Raw genomic sequence first — 26244 nt, forward strand, 5'->3', positions numbered from 1 at the left:
ACCCCGCTCACAGGTACGACTTACGCCTCCGTGACCCGCGCGCGGTGCGTCAGGAGGACAGCACGCGCGCGTGGAGCGCGGTCACGGCCTTCCGTGCGGACGTGAACGCGCCGTGCTGCCAGGCGTCGGTGTAGCTGAGCCAGTCACCGGCAAAGTACACCCGCCCGGTGGGCTCGTTGAGCGGCTTGTAGCGGGCGTCGTCGGGCCCGCCGGGGGTGGAGTGCCAGGCGGCCTCCAGGTGGGGCGTCTGACGCCAGTGGTGGGAGAAGGAGGACGCCAGTTCGGTGCGGTACTTGTCGCCGTAGATCTTCACTCCCGCGGCCACGGCCCGCTTCTCGCGCTCCTTGGGGGTGAGTTGCGCGTACGAGTCCGCGTTGGCGCCGTAGTTGTAGTAGCCGATGACGATGCCTCGCTCCCCGTGGAAGCCGTACGACGGGTGCCAGATGTGCACGACGTCCTGGTCGGTCTCGGTGATGCCGCCGTAGATCCGGTGGTCCAGCTCCCACCAGCGGGACCGGTACTCCAGGCCGATCTTGGCGGCGGACGAGGGGGTGATCGCCTCCAGAGCGGACTGCACTCCGGAGCCGAGGTTGTGCGGGATCTTCGCAAGGATGTTCGGCGGCAGGGCGCCGATGCAGTAGTCGGCGTTGACTACCCTCCTACGGCTGCCCTGGGTGTAGGTGACGGAAACACCGCTCCCGGTGTCGGTGATGTTCGAGACGACCGCTCCGGTACGGACACGGTGGGCGCCGATCGCCCTGGTGAGCGCCTTGGGAATCTGGTCCATGCCGCCCACCGGCTGGAACATCAGCATGGCCTGGTCGAAGCCGAACTCGAAGGAGAAGTAGCGCCCGACCCCGCTGGCGAACACCTCTGAGGCGGTCGGAACGTCGCCCAGCAGCACACCAGGTGTGCCCGCGGCACCCGGAACGGTCGTGTATCCGCGGCGCTCGCCGCCCTCGTACTTCAGGGTGTCGCCGAGTTCCCCGTAGTCCTTGAGGAACTCCACCAGCCGCTCCCGGTCGGCGGCCGTCAACTCCTCGTCCAGGGCGCCCTTGTCGGTGGCCTTGGCGAGCAACTCCGAGACGTAGCCGTATACATCGGCCTTGGCGGTGCGGTAGCGCACCGGCGCGGTCATGCCGGCCGACTCGTTGTAGAGGTAGGCGTCCGCGTTGACGTTGGTGAACACCTCGACCGGGACGCCGAGTTCGCGGCAGTAGTCGAGGGTGACCATCCACTGCGGGAGACGGGCGGGTCCGGCGTTCATGTAGTGGCCGTCGGCGAACCGGGCCGTCTGCCGGTGGCCGTTGAGGTCGGTGGTCGAGTCACCGCCCCGGACCGTGAAGTTGCGCCCACCGGTACGGTCCCTGGCCTCCAGGACCGTACAGTCGTAGCCGGCCTTGCCGAGTTCGTACGCCGCGGCCAGCCCCGCGATACCACCGCCCACGATGACGACCTTGGCGGCGGCGCGCCCGGTGAGCGCGAAGTCACCGGGCCTGAGCGCCTGAAAGGACTGCTCACGCTGGGCGGCCTGCGCGGTGGGCGCGAGCCCGAGCGCCCCCATGGTGGCGAACATCGCCCCCGCGCCCCCACTGAGACCCACATTGCGCAAAAACGTACGGCGACTACCACCAGAACCGTTCTGAAGCTGCGTCATGTCTTCGGCTCCCCTTTGTCCGGTCACGAACGACCGGCGAAGCCTCCCAACACCCGGTTACACCCCGTCAGTTACTCGTGTATCCCACAAGTTTCTGCAAAAACAGCAACGCCAACCCCCCAAGGGGCGCGGGGAACTGCGCGACAAGCCACAACGGCCCCGCACCCGAACGACAACCGGCACCGCACAAGACTGAAGGGCCCGCACCTCAAGAGGTGCGGGCCCTTCAACTACCTGCTAAGCCAAGCGGCAGCGATCAGCTCTGCCCACCCGCCAGCTTCTCGCGCAGAGCCGCCAGCGCCTCGTCCGACGCCAGGGCGCCCGACGTGTCGTCCGACTCCGAGGAGTACGAGCCGCCACCGGAGGCCGCCGGAGCCGCACCCGGGGTGGTGACACCCTCGGCCTCGGCCTGGGCGTCCGCCTCGCGGGACTTGATGACCTGAGCCTGGTGCTGCTCGAAGCGCTGCTGCGCCTCGGCGTACTGGTTCTCCCACACCTCGCGCTGAGCCTCGAAGCCCTCGAGCCAGTCGTTGGTCTCGGGGTCGAAGCCCTCGGGGTAGATGTAGTTGCCCTGGTCGTCGTACGACGCGGCCATGCCGTACAGCGTCGGGTCGAACTCGACCGAGGCCGGGTCGGCACCGAAGGACTCGTTGGCCTGCTTCAGCGAGAGGCTGATGCGGCGGCGCTCGAGGTCGATGTCGATGACCTTGACGAAGATCTCGTCGTTGACCTGGACGACCTGCTCCGGGATCTCCACGTGGCGCTCGGCCAGCTCGGAGATGTGGACCAGACCCTCGATGCCCTCGTCCACGCGGACGAACGCACCGAACGGAACGAGCTTCGTGACCTTACCCGGGACGACCTGACCGATCTGGTGGGTCCGGGCGAACTGCTGCCACGGGTCTTCCTGCGTCGCCTTCAGCGACAGGGAGACACGCTCACGGTCCATGTCGACGTCGAGAACCTCGACGGTGACTTCCTGGCCGACCTCGACAACCTCGGAGGGGTGGTCGATGTGCTTCCAGGAAAGCTCGGAGACGTGGACGAGACCGTCGACGCCACCGAGGTCCACGAACGCACCGAAGTTGACGATCGAGGAGACGACGCCGGAGCGGACCTGGCCCTTCTGCAGGGTCGTGAGGAAGGTCTGGCGGACCTCGCTCTGGGTCTGCTCCAGCCAGGCACGGCGGGACAGGACCACGTTGTTGCGGTTCTTGTCCAGCTCGATGATCTTGGCCTCGAGCTCCTTGCCCACGTAGGGCTGGAGGTCGCGGACACGGCGCATCTCGACGAGGGAAGCCGGCAGGAAGCCACGGAGGCCGATGTCGAGGATGAGACCACCCTTGACCACCTCGATGACGGTACCGGTGACGATGCCGTCCTCTTCCTTGATCTTCTCGATGGTGCCCCAGGCGCGCTCGTACTGGGCGCGCTTCTTCGAGAGGATCAGGCGGCCTTCCTTGTCCTCCTTCTGGAGAACAAGGGCTTCGATCTCGTCGCCGACCTTGACGACCTCGTTCGGGTCGACGTCGTGCTTGATCGAGAGCTCGCGGCTCGGGATGACACCTTCGGTCTTGTAACCGATGTCGAGCAGGACCTCGTCCCGGTCGACCTTCACGATGACGCCGTCGACGATGTCGCCGTCGTTGAAGTACTTGATCGTCTCGTCGATCGCGGCGAGGAAGGCTTCCTCGTTACCGATGTCGTTGACCGCAACCTGCGGGGTCGTTGCGGTGGTCTCGGTGCTGCTCGTCATGTGGGAAAGGGCTCCGGTGCGGACATTGAAGTCGTAGGTACTGCTTACGCCGGGAGCCCGTTTCGCTCTGCAGAAGGCCGGACAGCCAAGGAAGCGCCACACACAGGACCAAAGAGATCCGGTGACGCCTCGACAACCGAGGGGACATACATACAGATGCGAGCGCAGCCTGCTACGTCTGAGGTGCGCAGGCCCGCAGCGCAACTTGTAGCATACGGGGGCAGCCGGGCAGGGTCAATGCGCGAAGGCGCACACCCGGGGCGGATCGCCGCATACCCGGCACAAGACGTGTCCCAGGAGGCCACGCGGGCGCGTAGACGCCCCATTCGTGACGACCGCCGGAACAGGTCGGACGGAAGAGCCGCAGACTAATACGAGGGAGCCGATCATCCAAGAGCCCGAATCGTCCGAGCCCGAGGCCACCCGGCGTGCCGCCGGAGTCACGGAAAGCTCCCGGGCCAACCGGAGCTGGTGGGACCGGAACGCGGACGACTACCAGAACGAGCACGGCACCTTCCTCGGCGACGACCGTTTCGTCTGGGGCCCCGAGGGCCTCGACGAGGTGGAGGCCGAGCTGCTGGGTCCGGCCGAGGACCTCAAGGGCAAGGACGTCCTGGAGATAGGCGCCGGCGCGGCCCAGTGCTCCCGCTGGCTGGCCGCCCAGGGCGCCCGTCCGGTGGCCCTGGACCTCTCCCACCGCCAGCTCCAGCACGCCCTGCGGATCGGCGGCGGCATCCCCTTGGTGGAGGCGGACGCGGGCGCCCTGCCCTTCGCGGACGGCTCCTTCGACCTGGTGTGCTCCGCGTACGGGGCGATGCCCTTCGTCGCCGATCCGGTGCTGGTGCTGCGCGAGGTGCGGCGGGTGCTGCGCCCGCGCGGGCGCTTCGTCTTCTCGGTGACGCACCCGCTGCGCTGGGCGTTCCCGGACGAGCCCGGCCCCGAGGGCCTGTCCGTCTCGGGGTCGTACTTCGACCGCACGCCGTACGTCGAGCAGGACGACGACGGCAACGCGGTGTACGTCGAGCACCACAGGACGGTCGGCGACCGCGTCCGGGACGTCGTGGCGGGCGGCTTCCGTCTGATGGACCTGGTCGAGCCGGAGTGGCCGGCCTGGAACACGTCCGAGTGGGGCGGCTGGTCCCCGCTGCGCGGCAACCTCATCCCGGGGACGGCGATCTTCGTCTGCGAGCGCGACTGAGACGGCCGGCTCGACAACCGGACTGAGAACAACCCGCTTGAGAAAACGCCCTCCACGCACGCGTGGAGGGCGTCTTCCTGGACGTACGACACTGGGGGACGTGATCCGTTACGACGCCCTGGACGTCCTGCCCGTACGCGGTGCCCTGCCCGCCCTGGCCGAGGCGCTCGACACGCACGGCACCGCCGTCCTCGTGGCGCCGCCCGGTACAGGCAAGACGACGCTGGTGCCGCTGGCGCTGGCGGGACTGCTGGAGGACGGCGGGCCTGTGCGGCGGGTCGTGGTCGCCGAGCCGAGGCGGATCGCCGCGCGGGCTGCGGCCCGGCGGATGGCGTGGCTGCTGGGCGAGCAGGTCGGCGCGAGCGTCGGCTACACCGTGCGCGGGGAGCGGGTCGTCGGGCGGCACGCGCGCGTGGAGGTCGTCACGACCGGTGTGCTGCTGCAACGGCTGCAGCGGGACCAGGAGTTGCCGGGCGTCGACGTGGTCGTGCTCGACGAGTGCCACGAACGGCACCTGGACGCGGACACGACGGCGGCGTTCCTGGTCGACGTACGGGCGGCGCTGCGCCCGGAACTGCGGCTGGTGGCGGCGTCGGCGACGACCGACGCCGAGGGCTGGGCCGAGCTGTTGGGCGGCGCGCCGGTGGTCGAGGCGGCCGGGGTGTCGTATCCGGTGGAGGTGGTGTGGGCGCCGCCGGTACGTCCCGTACGGCCGCCGCACGGGATGCGGGTCGACCCGGCGCTGCTGACGCATGTGGCGTCCGTGGTGCGGCGGGCGCTTGCCGAGCGGGCGGGGGACGTCCTGTGTTTCCTGCCCGGAGTGGGGGAGATCGCGCGCGTGGCGGGCCAGTTGCGGGACCTCGGGTCCGCGGTGGATGTGCTCCAAGTACACGGGCGGGCACCTGCAACGGTCCAGGACGCGGTGCTGTCGGGCGGGGCGGGCCGCCGGGTGGTGCTGGCGACCTCCGTGGCGGAGTCGTCGCTGACGGTTCCGGGGGTGCGGGTGGTCGTGGACTCGGGGCTGGCGCGGGAGCCGAGGGTGGACCACGCGCGCGGGCTGAGCGCGCTGACGACGGTCCGGGCCTCGCAGGCCGCCGGACGGCAGCGGGCGGGGCGGGCCGGGCGTGAGGCACCGGGGGCGGTGTACCGCTGCTGGGCGGAGGCCGAGGACGCCCGTCTGACGCGTTTTCCGTCGCCGGAGATAAAGGTGGCCGATCTGACGGCGTTCGCTCTCCAGACGGCCTGCTGGGGCGATCCTGACGCCTCCGGGCTGGCCCTGCTGGACCCGCCGCCGGGCGGTGCGATGGCGGCGGCGCGGTCGGTACTGACGGCGATCGGCGCGGTGGACGCCACCGGCCGGGCCACGACCCGAGGCACCCGCATGTCCCGCCTCGGCCTGCACCCCCGACTGGCCCGCGCCCTCCTGGACGCGGCCCCCGAGGTGGGCGCGGCCCGGGCCGCCGAAGTGGTCGCACTGCTGAGCGAGGAACCACCACGCGAGTACGGTGACGACCTCACGACAGCCTGGCGCACGGCCCGCCACGCCAACGACACGTACGCGACCCGCTGGCGCACGGAGTCCCGCCGCCTGCGCTCGGCGGCACCGGAATCCGCACCCCGCGAACCCGCACCCACCGCTGGCGACGACCACGCGGCGTCCCGACACGGCGACGACACACACGCGGACCGCCGCCCCCCGGAAGCCCGCTCGGCAACGCCGGATGCCGCGCCCCGCGAACCCGCGCCCACTGCCGACGACGATCGCGCGGAGATCCGACGCGGCGGCGACTCACCCGCGACCCGTCGCCCCGCGGAAACCCAAGACCCGCGCCCTGACGCGGCCCACAATCCCTCCCCCGCCGCCAGCGCCGACTCGCACACGGACCGCCGACGCCCGCGCCCGGACGTACCCGACACCACACCCCACAGGCGCGCACCCACCATCGGCGACGACCGCGCGGCAGCCCGGCACCGCGACGACCCACACGCGGACCGCCGACGCGCGGAAGCCCGACGCCCGCGCCCGGACGTGCCCGAGACCTCGCCCCGAGGACCCGCCCCCGTCGTCGGGGACGACCGGGCCGTCGGGCTCGTCGCCGCGCTTGCCTTTCCCGAGCGGGTTGCCAGGGCTCAGGGCGGGTCGTATCTGATGGTGTCCGGTACCCGGGCCGAGGTCGGTGACGGGTCGGTGCTGCGGGGTGCGCCCTGGATCGCGGTCGCCGTGGCGGATCGGCCGGTCGGGGCCGGGCACGCGCGTGTGCGGCTTGGGGCCGTCATCGACGAGGACACCGCTCGGTCGGCCGCCAACCCGCTGTATGCCTCGGGCGAGGAGGTCCACTGGGCCGACGGGGACGTCGTCGCCCGGCGGGTCGAGCGGCTCGGGGCGGTGGAGTTGGCGGTGCGTCCGTTGCGGAACGCGGACCCCGTCCTCGTACGCGAGGCCCTTCTTGAGGGGCTGCGGCAGGACGGGCTCGGGTTGTTGCGGTGGTCCGCGGATGCTGAAGTGCTGCGGCAGCGGCTCGCGTTCCTGCGGCTGCATCTGGGTGATCCGTGGCCCGACGTTTCCGAAAACGCCCTCCACGCGCGCGTGGACGAGTGGTTGGAGCCCGAGCTGAGCCGGGCACGGCGGCGGGCCGATCTGGGGCGGATCGAGGCCGGGCAGGCGCTCAACCGGTTGTTGCCATGGGCTTCCGGGGAGGCCGGGCGGCTCGACGAGCTGGCGCCCGAGCGGTTGGCGGTGCCGAGTGGGTCCAGGATCCGGGTCGACTACTCCGATCCCGAACGGCCCGTGCTCGCCGTGAAGTTGCAGGAGATGTTCGGGCTGCGGGAGTCGCCCGTCGTGGCCGGGGTGCCGGTTGTCGTTCATCTGCTGTCGCCCGCCGGGCGGCCCGCCGCCGTCACCGCCGACCTCGCCTCCTTCTGGAAGGACGGCTACAAGGGTGTGCGTGCGGAGTTGCGCGGGCGGTATCCCAAGCATCCGTGGCCCGAGGACCCGGCGACCGCCGAGCCGACCCGGCACACGAACGCGCGGCTCAGGCGGTGACCGGCTCGGGCGCGGAGGTCTTCGTGGGAGCGGGGTCGGCCGGACGCCGTCCACGCGCCTCCAGGTAGAGGGCGAGGGCCAGCAGGAGCACGCCCAGGGAGAGAAAGCCCCAGGGGAGGTACGACGTCATCAGGAGGACGAGTGTGCGCTGGGACTTGACCAGGTCGACGGTCGACCTGATGTAGTCCTCGCGCATCTTCACGTGCCCCGCGAAGGCCGTCACCTTTTCGCGCCCCCCTAGGAGGGTGCCTCCGCGCAGTTCCTCCTGGTGGATCTCCTCGCCGTAGACGGGCGCCCCGGTGACCGGTTCCACCCAGAACTTGCGGACCGTGGTGTACCAGCGGGTCGTGCCGGTCGCGGCGACATCCTCGGGCGTGATGCCCTTGACCGGCATGGACTTGGGGAACGGGACCTTCGTCCAAGGGATGGTCTGTTCGAAGTAGTAGACCGAGACACCGCGGAAGTCCTGCGTCCCCTTGTAGTGGATGGGCGCCGTCACCCGCGCCTGTGCGTCGAAGTACTCGTAGTCCCTCTTCTCCACCAGGAAGGGCCACTTGAACTCGATGCCCTCCCGTTTCACCGGGTCGCCGTCGACCATCTCGCCGGTGGCGTGGACCGGTTCCTGGGTGTGCGCGTCGAAGATGTAGCGCTCGGGGATCTTCGAGACCATCTTCCCGTCGGGCCCCTGGACATAGGAAAGGCCGTCCCAGACGACCACGTCCCGTCCTGCCGTCCTCTCGATCGCCTTCGAGGCCTCGACGTTGCCCTTGAGGGTCTGCACGATGGTGACCTTGGAGACCTTCTTGGCCGTGAACGAGTTGTAGTCGAGCAGGGTCGCGTCCTTCGCCTCCAGCACCATGTCCTGGTACTGGTTCGCCGGGACCTTGGCGAGTCGCGGGAAGGCGTACCAGCGCAGCAGCGGGGACAGCGCCGCGAAGAACACGGCGAGGGCGAGCAGGACCAGGCCGGACTTGCGGCGCATCTCGGCCTCCCTCCCGGAGAGGTACGGCGGCTACGGGTGTGACGGAACCGTGGTCAGCATCGGCTTCGGGGACGTCGTACCCGTCGGCGCGCCCACGGCCGTGATCGTGAGGACGAGCGCGAACGCGGCGGCGAGACCGGCCGCTGCGGCGATCAGGGCACGCATACGGGGCCTCCCCGGCGCCGACGGTGAGCTGATGGGGTGTCAGGTCGGGCACCGTAGCAACGGGCGGCCGAGATGAGAACAACTCGCACACACGAAAGCGGCACCCCTCGCCATGAACGGGGTGCCGCTTTCGTACGTATGAATGCGTACGAACGAACGAGAACGAACCGGGTACGGCTGTCTAGGCGCTCGGGGAGGCGGAGACCGACGGGCTTGCCGACTCCGTCGGGGTCGCCGATTCCGTGGGGGTGGGTGCCGCCGTCACGGTCAGTTCGACCGTCAGGGTGGCGCCGCCGGTGGTGGTGATACGGAGCAGGAAGGTGCCCGCGGTGTCGTCCGCGTACAGCTTGGGCAGCTTGAGCAGGCCGTTCGCGTCCGTTTCGAGACCCGTGAGGGTGCGGACCGTGTTGCCGTCCGCGTCCTTGAAGTAGGGGCCCTTGTCGTTCACGGTCGCGTCGGTGGCCGAGGTGATGAGGGTGGCGGTGGCCGCGACGCCGTCCGCGACGGAGCCGTCGTACGTCGCCTTCACCTCGACCTGGTCGGCGAACTCGCCGCCCGCCACGCAGGTGAGCGCGGTGTCGCTGGTGCGGGCGAGGGTGTCGGCGGCGCGGGCGGTGACGGTGGCCGCGTAGTCGAGGGCACCGACCGTACGGCCGACGACGACCGCGCGGACCGTGAAGTCGCCCGTCTTCTCGCCCGCCTTGAGCGCGGGCGCGACCGCGACCCCCACGCTGTTGGTGACGACCGTGGCGACGCTCTCGCCGCCGGTGAAGGTGGTGTCGGTCTCGCCGACGATCGTGAAGCGGATCCTGACCTTGCCGACGGCCTTGCCGGCCGACGTCTCCGCGCGCGTGCTGATCTTCTTGGTGAACGTGTCGCCCGCCATCGCGGTGAGCTTGGCGGTACCCGCGTCCTCCAGGTGGTGCACCGTGTCGGTGGGCGTCGGCACGGGGGTCGGGCTCGGCACGGTGGGCTTGCCCGGCTTCGGCGGGGCCGGAGTGCTCGTCCCCGGTGTGCTCGGGTCGGCGCTCGGCGTCGTCGTGTTCGGCGACGGCGTGGAGCTCGTCCCGGTGTTGCCGTCGCTGCGGTTGACGGGCACCGTGCCCGTGCCGTCCGGGACCTCGTGGGTGCCCTTGCGGTAGTACTCCAGCCACGACAGGACGAGGTTGAGATAGTCCGTCGAGTTGTTGTAGCTGAGGATCGCGCGGTTCAGGTCGGCCTGCGTCGACAGGTCCCAGCCGTACCGGCACAGGTAGTGGCCGGCGGCGAGGGCCGCGTCGTAGATGTTGTTGGGGTCCGCCTTGCCGTCGGCGTTGCCGTCACGGCCCGCCCACGCCCAGGTGGACGGGATGAACTGCATGGGCCCGACGGCGCTGTCGTAGCTGCTGTTGCCGTCGTACTCGCCGTTGTCGGTGTCCCGGATGAGCGCGAAGCCGTTGCCGTCGAGCTGCGGGCCGAGGATCGGGCTGGTCGTGGTGCCGTTCGCGTCGACCTGGCCACCGCGGGCCTGGCCCGACTCGACCTTGCCGATGGCCGCGAGGAGCTGCCAGGGCAGGTTGCACTGGGGCTTGGCCGTGCCCAGCGCCGCCTCGGCCTTCTTGTAGGCGTCGAGGACGGTCGCGGGAATGCCTGCCTCGGCCTCGCCTCGCGACACCGGCGTGCCGATGGTCGACGACTGCGACGGGCTCGGACTGGGGTTCGGACTGTTCAGGGGCGGAAGGTCCGTGTAGTACGGCGAGTTGCCGGTCGCGCTCGCGCTGTCGTCGGCCGTCGCGTCAGGCGTGGGCTGGGAGTCGCTGGCGGTCTGTCTGCCCTGGTCGTCGACCACCACCCCAGGAGCCTGGGACGCGGACAGAGCCGCGACCGCGAGCGCGGCCACAGCGGTGGTCGCCGCTCCCTTACGGAGCCTCCTGCCGATGTACGCCGCCATACAGAGAACCCCTCCCGTGGGCGACAAGTCGCCCTGTTCCGCCTATTTTTGCCCGTTTCCGATCGATCCAGACCAGTCCAGAGCAGTCTCGGTCAGCCTTGCAATCCGGCCATTTCGCCCGATTTCGCGCCTTGTTCGCGTGTTACGCCTTCATTGCGCTTCGGTGTTCGACCATGCTCCCCAGCAGGCCGACCCAGGCGACCCTACGACAACTTGCGTTGCACGAACACCCGTTCGTGCCCGTTATTCACCAATTGGCCACCTGTGATTCTGCCCCGTTCCGCAGGCCCGGGTGGCCCGCACGCGGTATTTCACTCACCTCCCCGACCGTCCATTTACCGCCCGCCGCAGCGTACGGCCGTCCCGCATACTGGACGCCGGTGATCACCGGGGCGGTTCGCCCTTGACCAACATCCGCTCCAGGGAGCCCACTTGCCGTTCACTCTCAGCCATGCGGCGGCCGTACTGCCCGCCGTACGCGCCGATGGAACCGGACGCGGCCGACTGGTACCGGCGGTACTCGTCACCGGCTCCTTCTCCCCCGACCTGACCTACTTCGCGGCGAGCGTCCTGCCCCAGGCCATGGAGTTCGGCACCGTCACCCACTCCTTCCAGGGCGTCTTCACCGTCGACGTGGCCATCGCCTGGGCGCTGGTGGGCCTGTGGCTGTTCCTGCGCGAGCCCCTGGTGGCCCTGTTGCCCCGCGCCCACCAGGGCCCGACGGCGACCCTGCTGCGCTGCGGAATCCCACGCGCGCGGGTGACCCCGTCCCTGTTCCTCCGGTGGTACGCCTCGGCCGCCCTCGGCGCCCTCACCCATGTCGTCTGGGACGCGTTCACCCACCACGACCGGTGGGGGGTACGGCTGTTCCCCGTCCTGGACAGCGAACTGCGGGGCTCGCCTCTGTACTGGTACCTGCAGTACGGCGGCTCGGCGCTGGCCGCGGTGGTCATCGCGGGGTTCGTGTACTACGCGCTACGGCGGACCGGCGCGGGCAGGGCTACGGGCGTACCGGTGCTGTCGGTACGGGACCGGTGGCTGGCCTGCGCCGTGATCGGCGGCTGCGCTGCGGTGGGGGCGGTACAGCGGCTGCTGCGCTGGTGGGCGCACTGGGGTTCGACGGCCAAGCCGTGGGAGGTCATCCCGACCCTGTGCTTCGGAATCGGTGCGGGCCTGCTGCCGGGACTGCTGCTGTACGCGGCGGGGGTGAGGGCCTGGCGGCCCGGGGAAGGGGCAGGAAATCTTGCCCCTGGGGACCAGCGCCGCCGCCCGGAAAGCCGTACGGAAGGTCCTGCGGAGGGGCGTTCAGAAGGGCACGTGGACGATCACACGGGCGGGCGTGCCGGGGGGCGTACGGGGTCCCGCTGACCGGTGCGGAGGGGGTGGCGCAGCCAGCGGCGTTTCTTCCAGCCGGCCCAGAAGTGCCGGGCCCGGTCGGTGCGCGGGCCGAGGTGTGCGGTTACGGGGCTGCTGCCGGGAACGCGGACGGTGCTCGCGTCGGCCGCGAATGCCCGCGCGGAACCTGTCCGGCGGCTGAGCATGCGTATACCCATGCCCGCATCCTGGTGGGCGTGCTCTGAGGAGGCGTGTCTGCGGGGGCCACGCGGGTGACGGGCCCTCCGGGGGTTGGGCGGTTCGTTGTCGGGCGCGGGCCCGGTGGGGGCTGGTCGCGCAGTTCCCCGCGCCCCTGAAAAGCAGGGGCTACGCCCCATGCTTTTCGGCCCGCAGGGCCGGATCCTTTAGGGGCGCGGGGAACGGCGCGACCAGCCCCCACCGGGCCCGCAGACAAACGGGGTCTTCAGGGGCGCGGGGAACTGCGCAAGAAGCCCCACCGAGCCCGCAGACAAACAGATCGGGACGAACGGGGTCTTCAGGGGCGCGGGGAACTGCGCGAGAAGCCCCACCGGGCCCGCAGACGACGAACTGCCCAACCAGCGGAGCTAGTGTGCCGCCGACTCCCAGTCCAGCCCCGACCCCACCGACACATCCAGCGGTGCACGCAGATGCACCGCCCCCGCCATCTCCCGCCGAACCAGTTCCTCCGTCGCCTCGCGCTCCCCCGGGGCGATCTCCAGGACGATTTCGTCGTGGACCTGGAGCAGCATGCGGGACTTCAGTTCCGCCTCCTCCAGCGCCTGGCCCACCTTCAGCATGGCGATCTTGACGATGTCCGCCGCCGTGCCCTGGATCGGGGCGTTCAGGGCCATCCGCTCGGCCATCTCACGGCGCTGGCGGTTGTCGCTGTTCAGGTCGGGGAGATAGCGGCGGCGGCCGAACAGGGTCTCCGTGTAGCCCGTCGCCCTCGCCTCGTCGACGGCACGGCGCAGATAGTCCCGTACCCCGCCGAAGCGCTCGAAGTACGTGTCCATCAGGACCCGCGCCTCGCCCGCGTCGATGTTCAGCTGCCCGGACAGGCCGAAGGCCGACAGACCGTACGCCAGGCCGTACGACATCGCCTTGATCTTGCGGCGCATCTCCGCGTCCACCGCGGGGCCCTCCACGCCGAACACCTGGGAGGCGACCGTGGTGTGCAGGTCCTCGCCGGACGTGAACGCCTCCAGCAGGCCCTCGTCCTCCGAGAGATGGGCCATCACTCGGAGTTCGATCTGGCTGTAGTCCGCGGTCATCAGGGACTCGAAGCCCTCTCCGACCACGAAGCCGCGCCGGATGGCCCGGCCCTCGTCCGTACGGACCGGGATGTTCTGGAGGTTGGGGTCCGTGGAGGACAGCCGGCCCGTCGCCGCCACCGTCTGGTTGAACGTCGTGTGGATACGGCCGTCCGCCGCGATCGTCTTGATCAGGCCCTCGACCGTGACCCGCAGCTTCGCCTGCTCGCGGTGGCGGAGCATGATGACCGGCAGTTCGTTCTCCGTCTGGTCCGCCAGCCAGGCCAGGGCGTCCGCGTCCGTCGTGTAGCCGGTCTTGGTCTTCTTCGTCTTCGGCAGGCCCAGCTCCCCGAAGAGGACCTCCTGGAGCTGCTTGGGCGAGCCAAGGTTGAACTCGTGGCCGGCCGCCGCGTGCGCCTCCTTCACCGCCTGCTGCACCGCACCGGCGAACATCTGCTCCATGGCTTCCAGGTGAGCCCGGTCCGCCGCGATGCCGTGCCGCTCCATCCGGGCCAGCAGCGCCGACGTCGGCAGCTCCATGTCCCGCAGCAGATCCGCCGCGCCGACCTCCTGGAGGCGCTCGCCGAACGCCTCACCCAGGTCGACGATCGTACGGGCCTGCACCATCAGGGACTCGGCCTCCGCACCGTCGTCCGCGCCGAAGGCCAGCTGGCCGTCCGCCGTCGCGGCGGGCGCCAGCTCACGGCCGAGGTACTCCAGGGACAGCGCGTCCAGGTCGAAGGAGCGGCGGCCCGGCTTGACCAGGTACGCGGCCAGTGCCGTGTCCATGCTCACCCCGGCCACGGTCCAGCCGTGCTCCGCGAAGACCCGCATCGCGCCCTTGACGTTGTGGAACACCTTGGGCCGGTCCGCGTCGGACAGCCAGGCCGCGAACGCGTTCTCGTCGCCCTGGTCCAGCTCCGTCGGGTCGAACCAGGCCGCCGCTCCCCCGGCCGCCGCGAGCGCGACCTCGGCGACCGAGCCACTGCCCAGCGCCCAGGTGTCGACCGTGGCGACGCCGAGGACCGCCGTGCCGTGCTCGGTGAGCCAGGGGGCCAGCTCGCCCGTGCCGAGCACCGTCCCGTCCACCTCGACACCGCCCTCGGCGACCGGTCCCGCGTCGGCCTCCTCGGCGCCCGGATCGACGGCCAGCAGCCGCTCGCGCAGCGAGGGGTTCCGGATCTCCAGGGTGTCGAGGACCATCGCCACCGCCGTACGGTCGTACGCGGCACGCTCCAAGTCCGTGACCGTCTTGGGGAGTTCGACGTCCCGGACCATCTCCGTGAGCCGGCGGTTGAGCTTGACGGCGTCCAGGTGGTCGCGCAGGTTCTGCCCGGCCTTGCCCTTGACCTCCTCGACCCGCTCGACCAGGTCCGCGAACGACCCGAACTGGTTGATCCACTTCGCCGCCGTCTTCTCACCGACCCCCGGAATACCGGGCAGGTTGTCGGACGGGTCGCCGCGCAGCGCCGCGAAATCCGGGTACTGGGCCGGCGTCAGCCCGTACTTCTCGAAGACCTTCTCCGGAGTGAACCGGGTCAGCTCCGAGACGCCCTTCGTCGGATACAGCACCGTCGTGTTCTCGGTGACCAGCTGGAAGGAGTCCCGGTCGCCGGTGACGATCAGCACCTCGAAGCCCTCGGCCTCGGCCTGCGTGGTCAGCGTCGCGATGACGTCGTCGGCCTCGAAGCCGTCGACCGCGAACCGCTCCGCGTGCATCGCGTCGAGCAGCTCGCCGATCAGCTCGACCTGGCCCTTGAACTCGTCCGGGGTCTTCGACCGGTTCGCCTTGTACTCCGTGAACTCCTCGGAGCGCCAGGTCTTGCGGGACACGTCGAACGCCACCGCGAAGTGCGTGGGCGCCTCGTCGCGCAGCGTGTTGGCGAGCATCGACGCGAAGCCGTAGATCGCGTTCGTCGGCTGGCCCGTCGCGGTCGAGAAATTCTCCACGGGCAGCGCGAAGAACGCGCGGTACGCCAGCGAATGCCCGTCCATGAGCATCAGCCGGGGGCGGCCCGTGCCGGAGGTCTTCTCGGTCTTCTTCGATGCTGTCTCTGCCACGACCCCGATCCTGCCACGTGCCACTGACAACGCGGGCCGCCCGGGACCTGACACCGCCGTTGTCAGTGCCGCGTGCGAGGATCGAAGAGGTGGCACACGCACAGGTGAACCGTGCGCACGCACACCACGTGCAGGCGGAGAGACACGTGCAAGCGAAGGGGTTCAGCAATGGCCAGCAAGCCGCCCAAGAGTGATCCGGTCCAGGACGCGCCGCAGGTCGCCGACCCCAAGCATGCCGCGGCCGGACTGCCCGCCATCGGCCACACCCTCCGCATCGCCCAGCAGCAGATGGGCGTCCGCCGCACCGCGCTCACCCTCCTGCGCGTCAACCAGAAGAACGGCTTCGACTGTCCGGGCTGCGCCTGGCCCGAGCCCGAGCACCGGCACGCCGCGGAGTTCTGCGAGAACGGCGCGAAGGCCGTCGCCGAGGAAGCCACCCTGCGCCGGGTCACCCCCGAGTTCTTCGCCGCCCACACCGTGACCGACCTGGCCGGCCGCAGCGGCTACTGGCTGGGCCAGCAGGGCCGCCTCACCCACCCCATGTACCTGCCCGAGGGCGCCGACCGCTACGAACCGGTCTCCTGGGACCGCGCCTTCGACATCGTGGCCGAAGAGCTGAAGGCCCTCGGCTCGCCCGACGAGGCCCTCTTCTACACCTCGGGCCGCACCAGCAACGAGGCTGCCTTCCTCTACCAGCTGTTCGCCCGCGAACTGGGCACGAACAACCTCCCCGACTGCTCGAACATGTGCCACGAGTCATCGGGTTCCGCGCTCTCCGAGACCATCGGCATCGGCAAGGGCAGCGTCCTCCTGGAGGACCTCTACAAGGCCGACCTGATCATCGTCGCCGGCCAGAACCCCGGCACGAACCACCCCCGGATGCTCTCCGCCCTGGAGAAGGCGAAGGCGAACGGCGCGCGGATCATCAGCGTCAACCCGCTGCCCGAGGCGGGCCTCGAACGCTTCAAGAACCCGCAGACCCCGCAGGGCATGCTCAAGGGCGCGGCCCTCACCGACCTGTTCCTGCAGATCCGCATCGGCGGCGACCAGGCCCTCTTCCGCCTCCTCAACAAGCTGATCCTCGACACAGAGGGCGCGGTCGACGAGGCCTTCATCGGCGAACACACCCACGGCTACGAGGAGTTCGTCGAGGCGGCCCGCGCCGCCGACTGGGACGAGACCCTCACGGCGACCGGTCTCACGCGCGCGGAGATCGAAAAAGCCCTCTCCATGGTCCTCGCCTCGGAGCGCACCATCGTGTGCTGGGCGATGGGCCTGACCCAGCACAAGCACTCCGTGCCCACCATCCGCGAGGTCGTCAACTTCCTTCTCCTGCGCGGCAACATCGGCCGCCCCGGCGCCGGCGTGTGCCCGGTGCGCGGCCACTCGAACGTCCAGGGCGACCGCACGATGGGCATCTTCGAACGCCCCGCCCCAGCCTTCCTCGACGCCCTGGAGAAGGAGTTCGGCTTCGCCCCGCCCCGCGAACACGGCTACGACGTCGTACGGGCCATCCAGGCCCTGCGCGACGGCGAGGCGAAGGTCTTCTTCGCCATGGGCGGCAACTTCGTCTCCGCCTCCCCCGACACCGAGGTCACCGAGGCCGCCATGCGCCGCGCCAGCCTCACCGTGCACGTGTCGACGAAGCTCAACCGCTCGCACGTCGTCACGGGCGCGCGTGCCCTCATCCTGCCCACCCTGGGGCGTACCGAGCGCGACCTCCAGGGCAGCGGCGAGCAGTTCGTGACGGTCGAGGACTCCATGGGCATGGTGCACGCCTCCCGGGGCCGCCTGGACCCGGCGAGCACGCACCTCCTGTCCGAGCCGGCCATCGTCTGCCGCCTGGCCCGGCGTGTCCTGGGCGAGGAGTCCCGCACGCCCTGGGAGGAGTTCGAGAAGGACTACGCCACGATCCGCGACCGCATCGCGCGCGTGATCCCGGGCTTCACGGACTTCAACGCGCGCGTCGCCGACCCCGCCGGCTTCACCCTCCCGCACGCCCCGCGCGACGAGCGCCGCTTCCCGACTGCCACCGGCAAGGCCAACTTCACCGCCGCCCCCGTCGAGTTCCCGAAGCTCCCCGAAGGCCGCCTGCTGCTGCAGACGCTGCGCTCGCACGACCAGTACAACACCACGATCTACGGCCTGGACGACCGCTACCGAGGCATCAAGAACGGCCGCCGGGTCGTCCTGGTGAACCCCGAGGACGCCCGGACCCTCGGGCTCGCCGACGGGTCGTACGTCGACCTCGTCAGCGAGTGGAAAGACGGCGTCGAACGGCGCGCGCCCGGTTTCCGGATCGTGGTCTACCCGACGGCGCGGGGATGCGCGGCGGCCTACTACCCGGAGACCAACGTCCTGGTCCCGCTGGACTCCACCGCGGACATCAGCAACACCCCGGCCAGCAAGTCCGTCGTCGTACGTCTGGAACAATCGGCGACCGACTGAGCGTTTGCTCAGGCGGACGGAGACCACGACGAACGGAGCCGGGTCCATGGGTGAGCAGCAGCACGTGAAGTTCCCGCAAGAGGTCATCGACGAGTACGCGACGCTCGGCGTCGACGTGGTCGCCATGTTCTCCGCGGGACACCTCGGGAACCGGATGGGCGTCCAGATAGTGGAGGCGTCCGCCGAGCGGGTCGTCGGCACGATGCCCGTCGAGGGGAACACGCAGCCGTACGGGCTGTTGCACGGGGGTGCGTCCGCTGTGCTGGCCGAGACGCTCGGGTCGGTGGGGTCGATGCTGCACGGGGGCAGCACGAAGATCGCCGTGGGCGTGGACCTCAACTGCACCCATCACCGGGGTGCCCGCTCCGGTCTGGTCACCGGGGTGGCCACGCCTGTCCACCGGGGGCGCTCGACGGCGACGTACGAGGTCGTGATCACGGACGAGAACGACAAGCGGGTGTGCACGGCACGCCTGACATGCCTCCTGCGGGACGCACCGACGGCGGGCTGAGGACGGTTTTTCGCCCCCGCCGCCCCTACCCGTCCCATCCTCGGGGGCTCCGCCCCCGAATCCCCGCTCCTCAAACGCCGGAGGGGCTGACTACCAGCCCGTCCGGCGTTTGAGGACGAGGCCGTTCAGGCCGACAGCGGGGTCTGGGGGCGCAGCCCCCAGGGACGGGAACAGCCAACCCGACCTGGGCTGCACCGTCCCTCCGCCGGAGGCATTACCGTTCCCCCCATGAGGCTGCGACCATGACCGGCATCGGCCCCGTCGAACCCGTCAACTCGTCGGACACGCAAGAGACTTACGAAGTCATCGGTGCCGACACACCACGCCTCGCGGACCGCTGGCAGGCACTGTCCCCGCGTGTCCGCAGAGCGGCTCTCGGGGGCGCCGCACTCGCCGTCGCGGCAACCGGCGTCGTCGTCCTCCTGCCCCCGAGAGAGTCCGGCCCGGACAAGGCCCTCGTCCCCATGCCCTGGCCCGCGACCGTCACCACGTTCCGGTACACGGGACTCGCCGCGACCTTCGACTCCACACCCGCCAGCGGCCTGTTCCGGTTCGCGGTGACCGTACACAGCGGACCGCCCGTCACCGTCCGCGTCACCGGCGCCGCCTTCGACGGCCTCACCGCCCGCATCTCGCCCGACGAGACCACCACCGTCAACGCCGGAACCACACGTCGGATCACCGTCCAGATATCCGTGGTCGACTGCGCGGACTTCCCCCTCGACGCCGACCTGCCATTTCTTGACGTAACGCTCCGTAACACGCGCGCAATACAACGCCACAGCTTCATCTTCGGCGGCGCCTACCCCGACGACCTTTTCCAGCTGATCAGAGCGGCCTGCGACCCGTTGCCCGCACGGCCAAGCCCACGGGCAACGGGAAGTGCAACTTCTCAAAATGTGGACCGAGGACAGTACCAGCCAAACCGGCTGAAAGTCCACTCCCCCAAGGCATACCAACCAGCACGTCATAACAAGAAAGTCACAAGCCAGCCCACCCCGATGCCCCCGCGCGTAGACCGGGCTTAGAGTCACGGCCAGTCACCGCTCCACCGGGAGTTCGGTACCAGCGCCGCATCTGTCGCATCCCTCAGGGACGACACGTCTGCGGAAAGGACTGATTGTGCGACAGCGTTCTTTGGTGATACTCACCTCCATTCTCACCACCGGAGCTCTGACCCTCACCGCGTGCGGCTCCCGAGACGACAGCGGTGACGGCGACAGCGGAGACACCACCCTGACCATCGGCGTCGACGCCCCCCTGTCCGGCGAGAACTCGACCACCGGCCTCGGCATCCAGTACGGCGTCCAGATCGCCGTCGACGACGCCAACAAGAACAACCTCGTCCCCGGGGTCAAGTTCAAGGTCAAGGCCCTCGACGACAAGGCCCAGCCCGCCACCGGCCAGTCCAACGCCACGGCCCTCGTCGGCGACGACAACGTCGTCGGCACCGTCGGCCCCCTGAACTCCGGCGTCGCCCAGTCGATGCAGCAGGTGTTCGCCTCGGCCAACATGGTCGAGATCTCCCCGTCGAACACCAACCCGACCCTGACCCTGGGCAAGGACTGGCAGACGAACAAGCAGCGCCCGTACAAGACGTACTTCCGTACGGCCACCACGGACGAGCTGCAGGGCACCTTCGCCGCCGAGTACGCGTACAACGACCTCAAGAAGAAGAAGGCCTTCGTCGTAGACGACAAGCAGACCTACGGCGCCGGTCTGGCCTCCATCTTCAACGAGCAGTTCAAGGGTCTCGGCGGCACCATCGCCGGCACCGACCACGTCAACACCGGCGACAAGGACTTCGCGTCCCTCGTCACCAAGATCAAGACCTCCGGCGCCGACCTGCTCTACTACGGCGGCCAGTACGACGAGTCCGCGCTGATCACCAAGCAGCTCAAGGACGCCGGCGTCAAGATCCCGCTCTTCGGCGGTGACGGCATGTACGCCACCACCTACATCGAGACCGCGGGTACCGCCTCCGAGGGCGACCTCGTCACCTCCGTCGGCGTCCCCGTCGACACCCTGGCCGGCGCCAAGGCCTTCGTCGCCGAGTACAAGGCCAAGGGCTACAAGGGTGACTACGGCGCCTACGGCGGCTACTCGTACGACGCCGCCACCGCCATCATCAAGGCCGTCGGCGCCGTCAAGGAAGCCAACGACGGCAAGCTGCCCGACACCAACGACCTGCGTGCCAAGGTCGTCGACGCCGTCCAGAAGTCCGACTTCGAAGGCATCACCGGCAAGGTCTCCTTCGACGAGTACGGCGACACGGGCAACAAGCAGCTCACCGTCTACCAGGTCGTGAAGGGCGCCTGGAAGGCCGTCCACACCGGTACGGCCGGCAGCTGAACAGGCTGAGCGCCTAACCGGCTGATCCACGCCCAGCACCACGCATCACGGGCCGCGCGGCAGGAGGACCCCCACCGCGCGGCCCGTTTTCACACCCCACCCCCACCCGGCACTCATCCAGTGCACACGACCACCAGCGACATGGAGGCCACGCGGTGAACACCCTGCCGCAGCAGCTGGCCAACGGGCTGCTCCTCGGCTCGATGTACGGGCTGATCGCCATCGGCTACACGATGGTGTACGGCATCGTCCAGCTCATCAACTTCGCGCACGGCGAGATCTTCATGACCGGGGCCTTCGGCGCCCTCACGGTCTACTTCTACGTCCTCCCCGACAACACGGCGATGGCCATCGCCGTACCCCTGATGCTGATCGGCGGCGCCCTCGTCGCCATCCTCATCGCCGTCGGAGCGGAACGGTTCGCCTACCGCCCCCTACGCGGAGCACCACGACTGGCACCGCTCATCACGGCCATCGGCCTCTCCCTGGCCCTCCAGGAGGTCGTCCGCAACTTCTACCCCGACGCCGACCGGGCCCGTGCCTTCCCCGGCCTCGACGCCACCCACGACATCGGCTCCGTCACCATCAAGGACGCCGACATCTTCCTCATCGTCGCCGCCATAGTCTGCATGTCCGGCCTCGCGTTCTTCGTCAACCGCAGCCGCACCGGCCGCGCGATGCAGGCGACCGCGCAGGACCCCGACACCGCACAGCTCATGGGCATCGACACCAACCGCATCATCGTCATCGCCTTCGCCATCGGCGGCTTCTTCGCCGCCGTCGCAGCGGTCGCGTACGGCCTCAAGTACGGCAACGTCGACTACCGCATGGGCTTCCTGATGGGCCTCAAGGCCTTCACCGCGGCCGTCCTCGGCGGCATCGGCAACATCTACGGCGCCATGCTCGGCGGCATCGTCCTCGGCGTCGCCGAGACCCTCGCCTCCGCCTACATCGACGGCATCCCCGGCATGCAGCAGCTCGGCGGCCAGGGCTGGGCCAACGTCTGGGCCTTCTGCCTCCTCATCATCGTCCTGCTCGTCAGGCCACAAGGCCTGCTCGGCGAACGCGTCGCGGACAGGGCGTGATCACGATGACCGACCTCACCAAGACGACGACCGCCCCCGAGCCGGGTCTCATCCCCCTGCCCGCAGCGGCGGCACGCGCCCTCACCCTCGTCGGCGGCATCGCCACCGCGGCCTCCGCCTTCCTCGCCTGGACCTGGACCTCCGAGTTCCCCGGCGACCTCACCATCACCGGCTACCCCGGCGGCCTCCAGTGGCTCACCTTCACCGGTGGCCTCCTCATCACCCTCTTCGCCCTCGCCGGCTACGGCATCCGCGGCCTCGGCTGGCTCCTGCCCGCCGGCAACAACGGCCCCACCGTCCTCACCGCCCTGGGCGCCTTCGGCACCACCTGGTTCACCGTCATCGCGATCGCCGTCAACCTCGACGGCCTCGTCAACCTCGAACCGGGCGCCTACGTCGCCGCCGTCGCCTCCGTCCTCGCGGTCATCGGCGCCTTCGCGCTCCCCGCCGGAGCCGACGAGACCCGCAACGCCAAGGCGGCCTACGCCGCGGGCCTGCGCAAGGGCGGCATCCCCTCCCAGAGCCGGATAGTCATCGCAGGCCTCAAGGGCCTGGTCGCCTACATCGGCAAGCCCGACCGCGTCCCCGCACCCGAAACCCTCGCCCCCTGGGTCGAGCGCGCCGTCATCACCGCCGTCACCGCCGTCGGCCTCGGCGTCTTCACCTACGGCATCGACACCGAGTACGGCGAGCTGTTCATCGGCTACCTCATCCTCGTCGTCTTCGCCATGTGGGCCCTGCACTCCGCCGGCCTCACCGACCGCTTCTCCCGGCTCGTCGCCCACCACCGCGGCTTCACGCTCGCCATGGGCTTCGCCGCCGCGATCGCGTTCCCCTTCACCCAGACCGACGACCACTACGCCAACATCGGCGTCAACATCCTGATCTTCGGGACCGTCGCCCTGGGCCTCAACATCGTCGTCGGCCTCGCCGGCCTCCTCGACCTCGGATACGTCGCCTTCCTCGGCGTCGGCGCCTACACCGCCGCCCTCGTCTCCGGCTCCGAGTTCTCCAAGTTCTCCGGCGTCCAGTTCCCCTTCTGGGCCGCCGCCCTCTCCGGCGCCGCCGCATCGCTCATCTTCGGCGTCCTCATCGGCGCCCCCACCCTGCGACTGCGCGGCGACTACCTCGCCATCGTCACCCTCGGCTTCGGAGAGATCTTCCGCATCGCGGTCAACAACATGGACGGCGTCTCCGGACCCGACATCACCAACGGGCCCAACGGCATCCCGTCCATCCCCGACCTCGACTTCTTCGGATTCAACTTCGGCCAGGCCCACGACGTCGGCGGCTTCACCCTCGGCCGGTTCGCGAACTACTACCTCCTCATGGTCCTGATCATGGCGATCGTGGTTCTCGTCTACACCCGCGCCGCCGACTCCCGCATCGGCCGCTCCTGGATCGCCATCCGCGAGGACGAGACCGCTGCCACCGCCATGGGCATCAACGGCTTCCGCGTCAAGCTCATCGCCTTCGCCCTCGGCGCCTCCCTCGCCGGCCTCGCCGGCACCGTCAGCGCCCACGTCACCTACAGCGTCGTCCCCACCCCGTACCAGTTCGCCGGCTCGACGCCCCCCAACTCGGCGTTCCTCCTGGCCGCGGTGGTCCTCGGCGGCATGGGCACGGTCGCCGGCCCGATCCTCGGCGCGGCCCTGCTCTACCTGCTGCCCGAGAAGCTCGTCTTCCTCCAGGACAAGTCGCTGCTCGCGTTCGGCATCGCCCTGATCGTCCTCATGCGCTTCCGCCCCGAGGGCATCATCGCCAACCGCCGCAACCAGCTCGAATTCCACGAGACCGGCCAGCTCGACGTACCCGACACAGAAACACTCGCCGACGATCCGGCCGTCACCAAGGCGGGGGCGTAACCACCATGACCACAAGCACACCCACCCCCGTACTCGAAGCGCGCAACGTCACCATGCGCTTCGGCGGCCTCACCGCCGTCCGCTCCGTCGACTTCACGGTCAACAGCGGCGAGATCGTCGGCCTCATCGGCCCCAACGGCGCCGGCAAGACCACGTTCTTCAACTGCCTCACGGGCCTGTACGTCCCCACCGAGGGCACGGTCTCCTACAAGGGCACCGTCCTCCCCCCGAAGCCCCACCTGGTCACCCAGGCAGGCATCGCACGTACGTTCCAGAACATCCGTCTGTTCGCCAACATGACGGTCCTGGAGAACGTCCTCGTCGGCCGCCACACCCGCACCAAGGAAGGCCTCTGGTCCGCCCTCCTGCGCGGCCCCGGCTTCAAGAAGGCGGAGAAGGCCAGCGAGGAACGGGCCATGGAACTCCTGGAGTTCATCGGCCTGGCCCACAAGCGGGACCACCTCTCCCGCAACCTCCCCTACGGCGAACAGCGCAAGCTGGAGATCGCCCGAGCGATGGCGTCGGAGCCGGGCCTTCTGCTGCTCGACGAGCCGACGGCGGGCATGAACCCCCAGGAGACGCGAGCGACCGAGGAACTGGTCTTCGCCATCCGCGACAAGGGCATCGCCGTCCTCCTCATCGAGCACGACATGCGCTTCGTCTTCAACCTGTCCGACCGCGTCGCCGTCCTCGTCCAGGGCGAAAAGCTCGTCGAGGGCACCTCCGAGGTCGTCCAGGCCGACGAACGCGTCATCGCCGCCTACCTCGGCGAACCCTTCGAAGGCGACCCCGGCCAGGCGGAAGCCGCCGAGGTCGAGGCCGCCGAAGCCGCCGCCGACGCGGCGAGCACCACCAGCACGAAGGGAGAAGGCCAGTGACCGCACTCCTCGAAGTCGAGGACCTCAGGGTCTCGTACGGCAAGATCGAAGCCGTCAAGGGCATCTCCTTCAGCGTCGAGGCAGGCCAGGTCGTCACCCTCATCGGCACCAACGGCGCCGGCAAGACGACGACCCTGCGCACCCTGTCGGGCCTCCTCCAGCCGACCTCCGGCAAGATCCTGTTCGACGGCAAGCCCCTCAACGGCGTCCCCGCCCACAAGATCGTCTCCCTCGGCCTCGCCCACTCCCCCGAGGGCCGGCACATCTTCCCCCGCCTCAGCATCTTCGAGAACCTCCAGCTCGGAGCGTTCCTGAGGAAGGACAAGGAAGGGATCGAGAAGGACATCCAGCGCGCCTACGACCTCTTCCCCATCCTGGGAGAACGCCGCAACCAGGCTGCGGGAACCCTCTCGGGCGGCGAGCAGCAGATGCTCGCCATGGGCCGCGCCCTGATGTCCCAGCCCAAGCTCCTCATGCTCGACGAGCCCTCCATGGGCCTCTCCCCGATCATGATGCAGAAGATCATGGCGACGATCTCCGAGCTGAAGTCCACGGGTACGACGATCCTCCTGGTCGAACAGAACGCCCAGGCGGCGCTGTCGCTGGCCGACCAGGGCCATGTCATGGAGGTCGGCAACATCGTCCTCTCCGGCACGGGCCAGGACCTGATCCACGACGAGTCGGTACGCAAGGCGTACCTCGGCGAGGACTGAGTCGTTCGACGCATGCACGAGGAGGCCCGCACCCCCGGCTGGGGATGCGGGCCTCCTCGTATGTACAGCTACGGCTAGGTCAGCCCTTGGCGGCCTTCTTCTCCTCGGCGTCGGCGATGACGGCCTCGGCGACCTGCTGCATGGACATCCGGCGGTCCATGGACGTCTTCTGGATCCACCGGAACGCGGCGGGCTCGGTCAGTCCGTACTCCGTTTGCAGAACCGACTTGGCACGGTCGACAAGCTTGCGGGTCTCCAGCCTCTGCGTGAGGTCCGCGATCTCGTTCTCCAGCTGGCGCAGCTCGCTGAACCGCGAGACGGCCATCTCGATCGCCGGCACGACATCGCTCTTGCTGAACGGCTTCACGAGATACGCCATGGCACCGGCGTCCCGGGCCCGCTCGACGAGGTCGCGCTGCGAGAAGGCGGTGAGCATCAGTACCGGGGCGATGGACTCCTCGGCGATCTTCTCGGCCGCCGAGATGCCGTCGAGCTTGGGCATCTTCACATCGAGGATGACGAGATCGGGCCGGTGCTGGCGGGCAAGCTCCACGGCCTCCTCACCGTCACCGGCCTCACCGACGACGGTGTAGCCCTCTTCTTCGAGCATCTCCTTGAGATCGAGCCGAATGAGCGCCTCGTCCTCGGCAATGACGACACGGGTCGTCAGCGGAGGCACGTGCGACTTGTCGTCGTCGGGCGCGTCTGCGGGCTGGGGCGACTCGGGGGCGGTCACGGGGGCTCCTTGATCAGGCCAGGGGTGCTGCTGACAGCAGCGTACCTAGCTGCGGTAAGGTAGGGGCACGGCGGGTGACCGCCAACCTTCGTTTTACAGGAAGCCTCGGTAGTCCAGCGGAAGAGACACGGTGCTCAAACCACCGACAGCGTGGGTTCGAATCCCACCCGAGGCACTTTTCCTTTGATTGCAAGGTTGCTGCTAGAAAGCGGATGTTCCCGTTCCGGTGAACATCCGCTTTTTGCTGCGTGTCGCCAC

19 protein-coding genes and 1 tRNA gene are annotated in these 26244 nt (G+C 69.4%); 12 read left to right on the top strand and 8 right to left on the bottom strand.

Features of this window, described 5'->3' with window-relative positions; all coding sequences use genetic code 11:
• Positions 1-49 precede the first annotated feature (49 nt).
• Complete coding sequence (locus ACFYXF_RS15395; RefSeq protein ID WP_389350059.1) at positions 50-1657, bottom strand: flavin monoamine oxidase family protein; 1608 nt, start codon at positions 1655-1657, stop codon at positions 50-52.
• Positions 1658-1913: 256 nt separating this feature from the next.
• Positions 1914-3413, bottom strand: a complete 1500-nt coding sequence (gene rpsA / locus ACFYXF_RS15400) for a 30S ribosomal protein S1 (RefSeq protein ID WP_389350060.1) — start codon at positions 3411-3413, stop codon at positions 1914-1916.
• A gap of 328 nt (positions 3414-3741) precedes the next feature.
• Here rpsA and ACFYXF_RS15405 point away from each other — a divergent pair, with 328 nt between their 5' ends.
• Both ACFYXF_RS15405 and ACFYXF_RS15410 read left to right on the top strand, forming a co-directional pair.
• Positions 3742-4611: a class I SAM-dependent methyltransferase gene (locus ACFYXF_RS15405; RefSeq protein WP_389350061.1), complete on the top strand. Its 870-nt coding sequence runs from the start codon at positions 3742-3744 to the stop codon at positions 4609-4611.
• Between the two features lie 100 nt (positions 4612-4711).
• Positions 4712-7654: an ATP-dependent helicase C-terminal domain-containing protein gene (locus ACFYXF_RS15410; protein ID WP_389350062.1), complete on the top strand. Its 2943-nt coding sequence runs from the start codon at positions 4712-4714 to the stop codon at positions 7652-7654.
• Here the strand turns inward: ACFYXF_RS15410 and ACFYXF_RS15415 are convergent.
• The 3 genes from ACFYXF_RS15415 to ACFYXF_RS15425 form a co-directional block, all read right to left on the bottom strand.
• Positions 7644-8636 carry a DUF3068 domain-containing protein gene (locus ACFYXF_RS15415; protein ID WP_389350063.1) on the bottom strand — a complete coding sequence of 331 codons (993 nt, stop codon included), beginning with the start codon at positions 8634-8636 and terminating at the stop codon, positions 7644-7646. The two genes, ACFYXF_RS15410 and ACFYXF_RS15415, sit on opposite strands and share 11 nt — an antisense overlap.
• Positions 8637-8666: 30 nt before the next feature.
• A complete protein-coding gene (locus tag ACFYXF_RS15420; RefSeq protein ID WP_389350064.1) occupies positions 8667-8801 on the bottom strand; it encodes an SPW_0924 family protein in 135 nt (44 codons plus the stop codon).
• A 181-nt stretch (positions 8802-8982) separates the two neighbouring features.
• Positions 8983-10731 carry a lytic transglycosylase domain-containing protein gene (locus tag ACFYXF_RS15425; RefSeq protein ID WP_389350065.1) on the bottom strand — a complete coding sequence of 583 codons (1749 nt, stop codon included), beginning with the start codon at positions 10729-10731 and terminating at the stop codon, positions 8983-8985.
• A 432-nt stretch (positions 10732-11163) separates the two neighbouring features.
• Between ACFYXF_RS15425 and ACFYXF_RS15430 the strand changes: the two genes are divergently transcribed.
• A complete protein-coding gene (locus ACFYXF_RS15430; protein ID WP_389350066.1) occupies positions 11164-12099 on the top strand; it encodes a DUF4184 family protein in 936 nt (311 codons plus the stop codon).
• On the opposite strand, the gene ACFYXF_RS15435 is transcribed toward ACFYXF_RS15430, so the two are convergent.
• Both ACFYXF_RS15435 and polA read right to left on the bottom strand, forming a co-directional pair.
• Entirely contained in the window at positions 12057-12284 is a 228-nt protein-coding gene (locus ACFYXF_RS15435; RefSeq protein ID WP_389350067.1) for a hypothetical protein, read from the bottom strand. The genes ACFYXF_RS15430 and ACFYXF_RS15435 overlap by 43 nt on opposite strands.
• Positions 12285-12671: 387 nt before the next feature.
• Positions 12672-15398, bottom strand: a complete 2727-nt coding sequence (gene polA / locus ACFYXF_RS15440) for a DNA polymerase I (RefSeq protein WP_389350068.1) — start codon at positions 15396-15398, stop codon at positions 12672-12674.
• A gap of 168 nt (positions 15399-15566) precedes the next feature.
• On the opposite strand from polA, the gene ACFYXF_RS15445 reads away from it, so the two are divergent.
• From ACFYXF_RS15445 to ACFYXF_RS15480, 8 genes are all read left to right on the top strand, one after another.
• A complete protein-coding gene (locus tag ACFYXF_RS15445) occupies positions 15567-17846 on the top strand; it encodes an FdhF/YdeP family oxidoreductase (protein ID WP_389350069.1) in 2280 nt (759 codons plus the stop codon).
• Between the two features lie 46 nt (positions 17847-17892).
• The gene (locus ACFYXF_RS15450; RefSeq protein ID WP_389350070.1) at positions 17893-18357 is read left to right on the top strand and encodes a PaaI family thioesterase; all 465 of its coding nucleotides are present in this window, start codon (positions 17893-17895) and stop codon (positions 18355-18357) included.
• Positions 18358-18599: 242 nt separating this feature from the next.
• Positions 18600-19385 (top strand): hypothetical protein, encoded by a 786-nt coding sequence (locus tag ACFYXF_RS15455; protein WP_389350071.1) that lies wholly within the window; start codon positions 18600-18602, stop codon positions 19383-19385.
• A gap of 109 nt (positions 19386-19494) precedes the next feature.
• On the top strand, positions 19495-20709 hold the full coding sequence (locus ACFYXF_RS15460) for a branched-chain amino acid ABC transporter substrate-binding protein (RefSeq protein WP_389350356.1): 1215 nt from the start codon (positions 19495-19497) through the stop codon (positions 20707-20709).
• Positions 20710-20864: 155 nt separating this feature from the next.
• Positions 20865-21794: a branched-chain amino acid ABC transporter permease gene (locus ACFYXF_RS15465; RefSeq protein ID WP_369035144.1), complete on the top strand. Its 930-nt coding sequence runs from the start codon at positions 20865-20867 to the stop codon at positions 21792-21794.
• Between the two features lie 5 nt (positions 21795-21799).
• Positions 21800-23659, top strand: coding sequence for a branched-chain amino acid ABC transporter permease (locus ACFYXF_RS15470; RefSeq protein WP_389350357.1), 1860 nt, complete (start codon positions 21800-21802; stop codon positions 23657-23659).
• Positions 23660-23664: 5 nt separating this feature from the next.
• Complete coding sequence (locus ACFYXF_RS15475; protein ID WP_389350072.1) at positions 23665-24537, top strand: ABC transporter ATP-binding protein; 873 nt, start codon at positions 23665-23667, stop codon at positions 24535-24537.
• Entirely contained in the window at positions 24534-25250 is a 717-nt protein-coding gene (locus ACFYXF_RS15480; protein ID WP_369035142.1) for an ABC transporter ATP-binding protein, read from the top strand. The genes ACFYXF_RS15475 and ACFYXF_RS15480 overlap by 4 nt, the downstream gene beginning before the upstream one ends.
• 79 nt (positions 25251-25329) lie before the next feature.
• On the opposite strand, the gene ACFYXF_RS15485 is transcribed toward ACFYXF_RS15480, so the two are convergent.
• Positions 25330-25986, bottom strand: a complete 657-nt coding sequence (locus tag ACFYXF_RS15485; protein WP_389350073.1) for an ANTAR domain-containing response regulator — start codon at positions 25984-25986, stop codon at positions 25330-25332.
• 102 nt (positions 25987-26088) lie between these two features.
• On the opposite strand from ACFYXF_RS15485, the gene ACFYXF_RS15490 reads away from it, so the two are divergent.
• A tRNA-Leu gene (locus ACFYXF_RS15490) sits at positions 26089-26161 on the top strand.
• Positions 26162-26244: the final 83 nt, after the last annotated feature.

Origin of the sequence: Streptomyces sp. NPDC002680 (assembly GCF_042889145.1) — a bacterium.
Taxonomy (GTDB): Bacteria; Actinomycetota; Actinomycetes; order Streptomycetales; family Streptomycetaceae; genus Streptomyces; species Streptomyces adonidis.

Bases quoted from the DNA above. Each gene is read 5' to 3' on its own strand.
- ACFYXF_RS15425 (WP_389350065.1), bottom strand. From the start codon at position 10,731: ATGGCGGCGTACATCGGCAGGAGGCTCCGTAAGGGAGCGGCGACCACC.
- ACFYXF_RS15395 (WP_389350059.1), bottom strand. From the start codon at position 1,657: ATGACGCAGCTTCAGAACGGTTCTGGTGGTAGTCGCCGTACGTTTTTG.
- ACFYXF_RS15420 (WP_389350064.1), bottom strand. From the start codon at position 8,801: ATGCGTGCCCTGATCGCCGCAGCGGCCGGTCTCGCCGCCGCGTTCGCG.
- ACFYXF_RS15415 (WP_389350063.1), bottom strand. From the start codon at position 8,636: ATGCGCCGCAAGTCCGGCCTGGTCCTGCTCGCCCTCGCCGTGTTCTTC.
- ACFYXF_RS15445 (WP_389350069.1), top strand. From the start codon at position 15,567: ATGGCCAGCAAGCCGCCCAAGAGTGATCCGGTCCAGGACGCGCCGCAG.
- ACFYXF_RS15470 (WP_389350357.1), top strand. From the start codon at position 21,800: ATGACCGACCTCACCAAGACGACGACCGCCCCCGAGCCGGGTCTCATC.
- ACFYXF_RS15455 (WP_389350071.1), top strand. From the start codon at position 18,600: ATGACCGGCATCGGCCCCGTCGAACCCGTCAACTCGTCGGACACGCAA.
- ACFYXF_RS15435 (WP_389350067.1), bottom strand. From the start codon at position 12,284: ATGGGTATACGCATGCTCAGCCGCCGGACAGGTTCCGCGCGGGCATTC.
- rpsA (WP_389350060.1), bottom strand. From the start codon at position 3,413: ATGACGAGCAGCACCGAGACCACCGCAACGACCCCGCAGGTTGCGGTC.
- ACFYXF_RS15475 (WP_389350072.1), top strand. From the start codon at position 23,665: ATGACCACAAGCACACCCACCCCCGTACTCGAAGCGCGCAACGTCACC.
- ACFYXF_RS15450 (WP_389350070.1), top strand. From the start codon at position 17,893: ATGGGTGAGCAGCAGCACGTGAAGTTCCCGCAAGAGGTCATCGACGAG.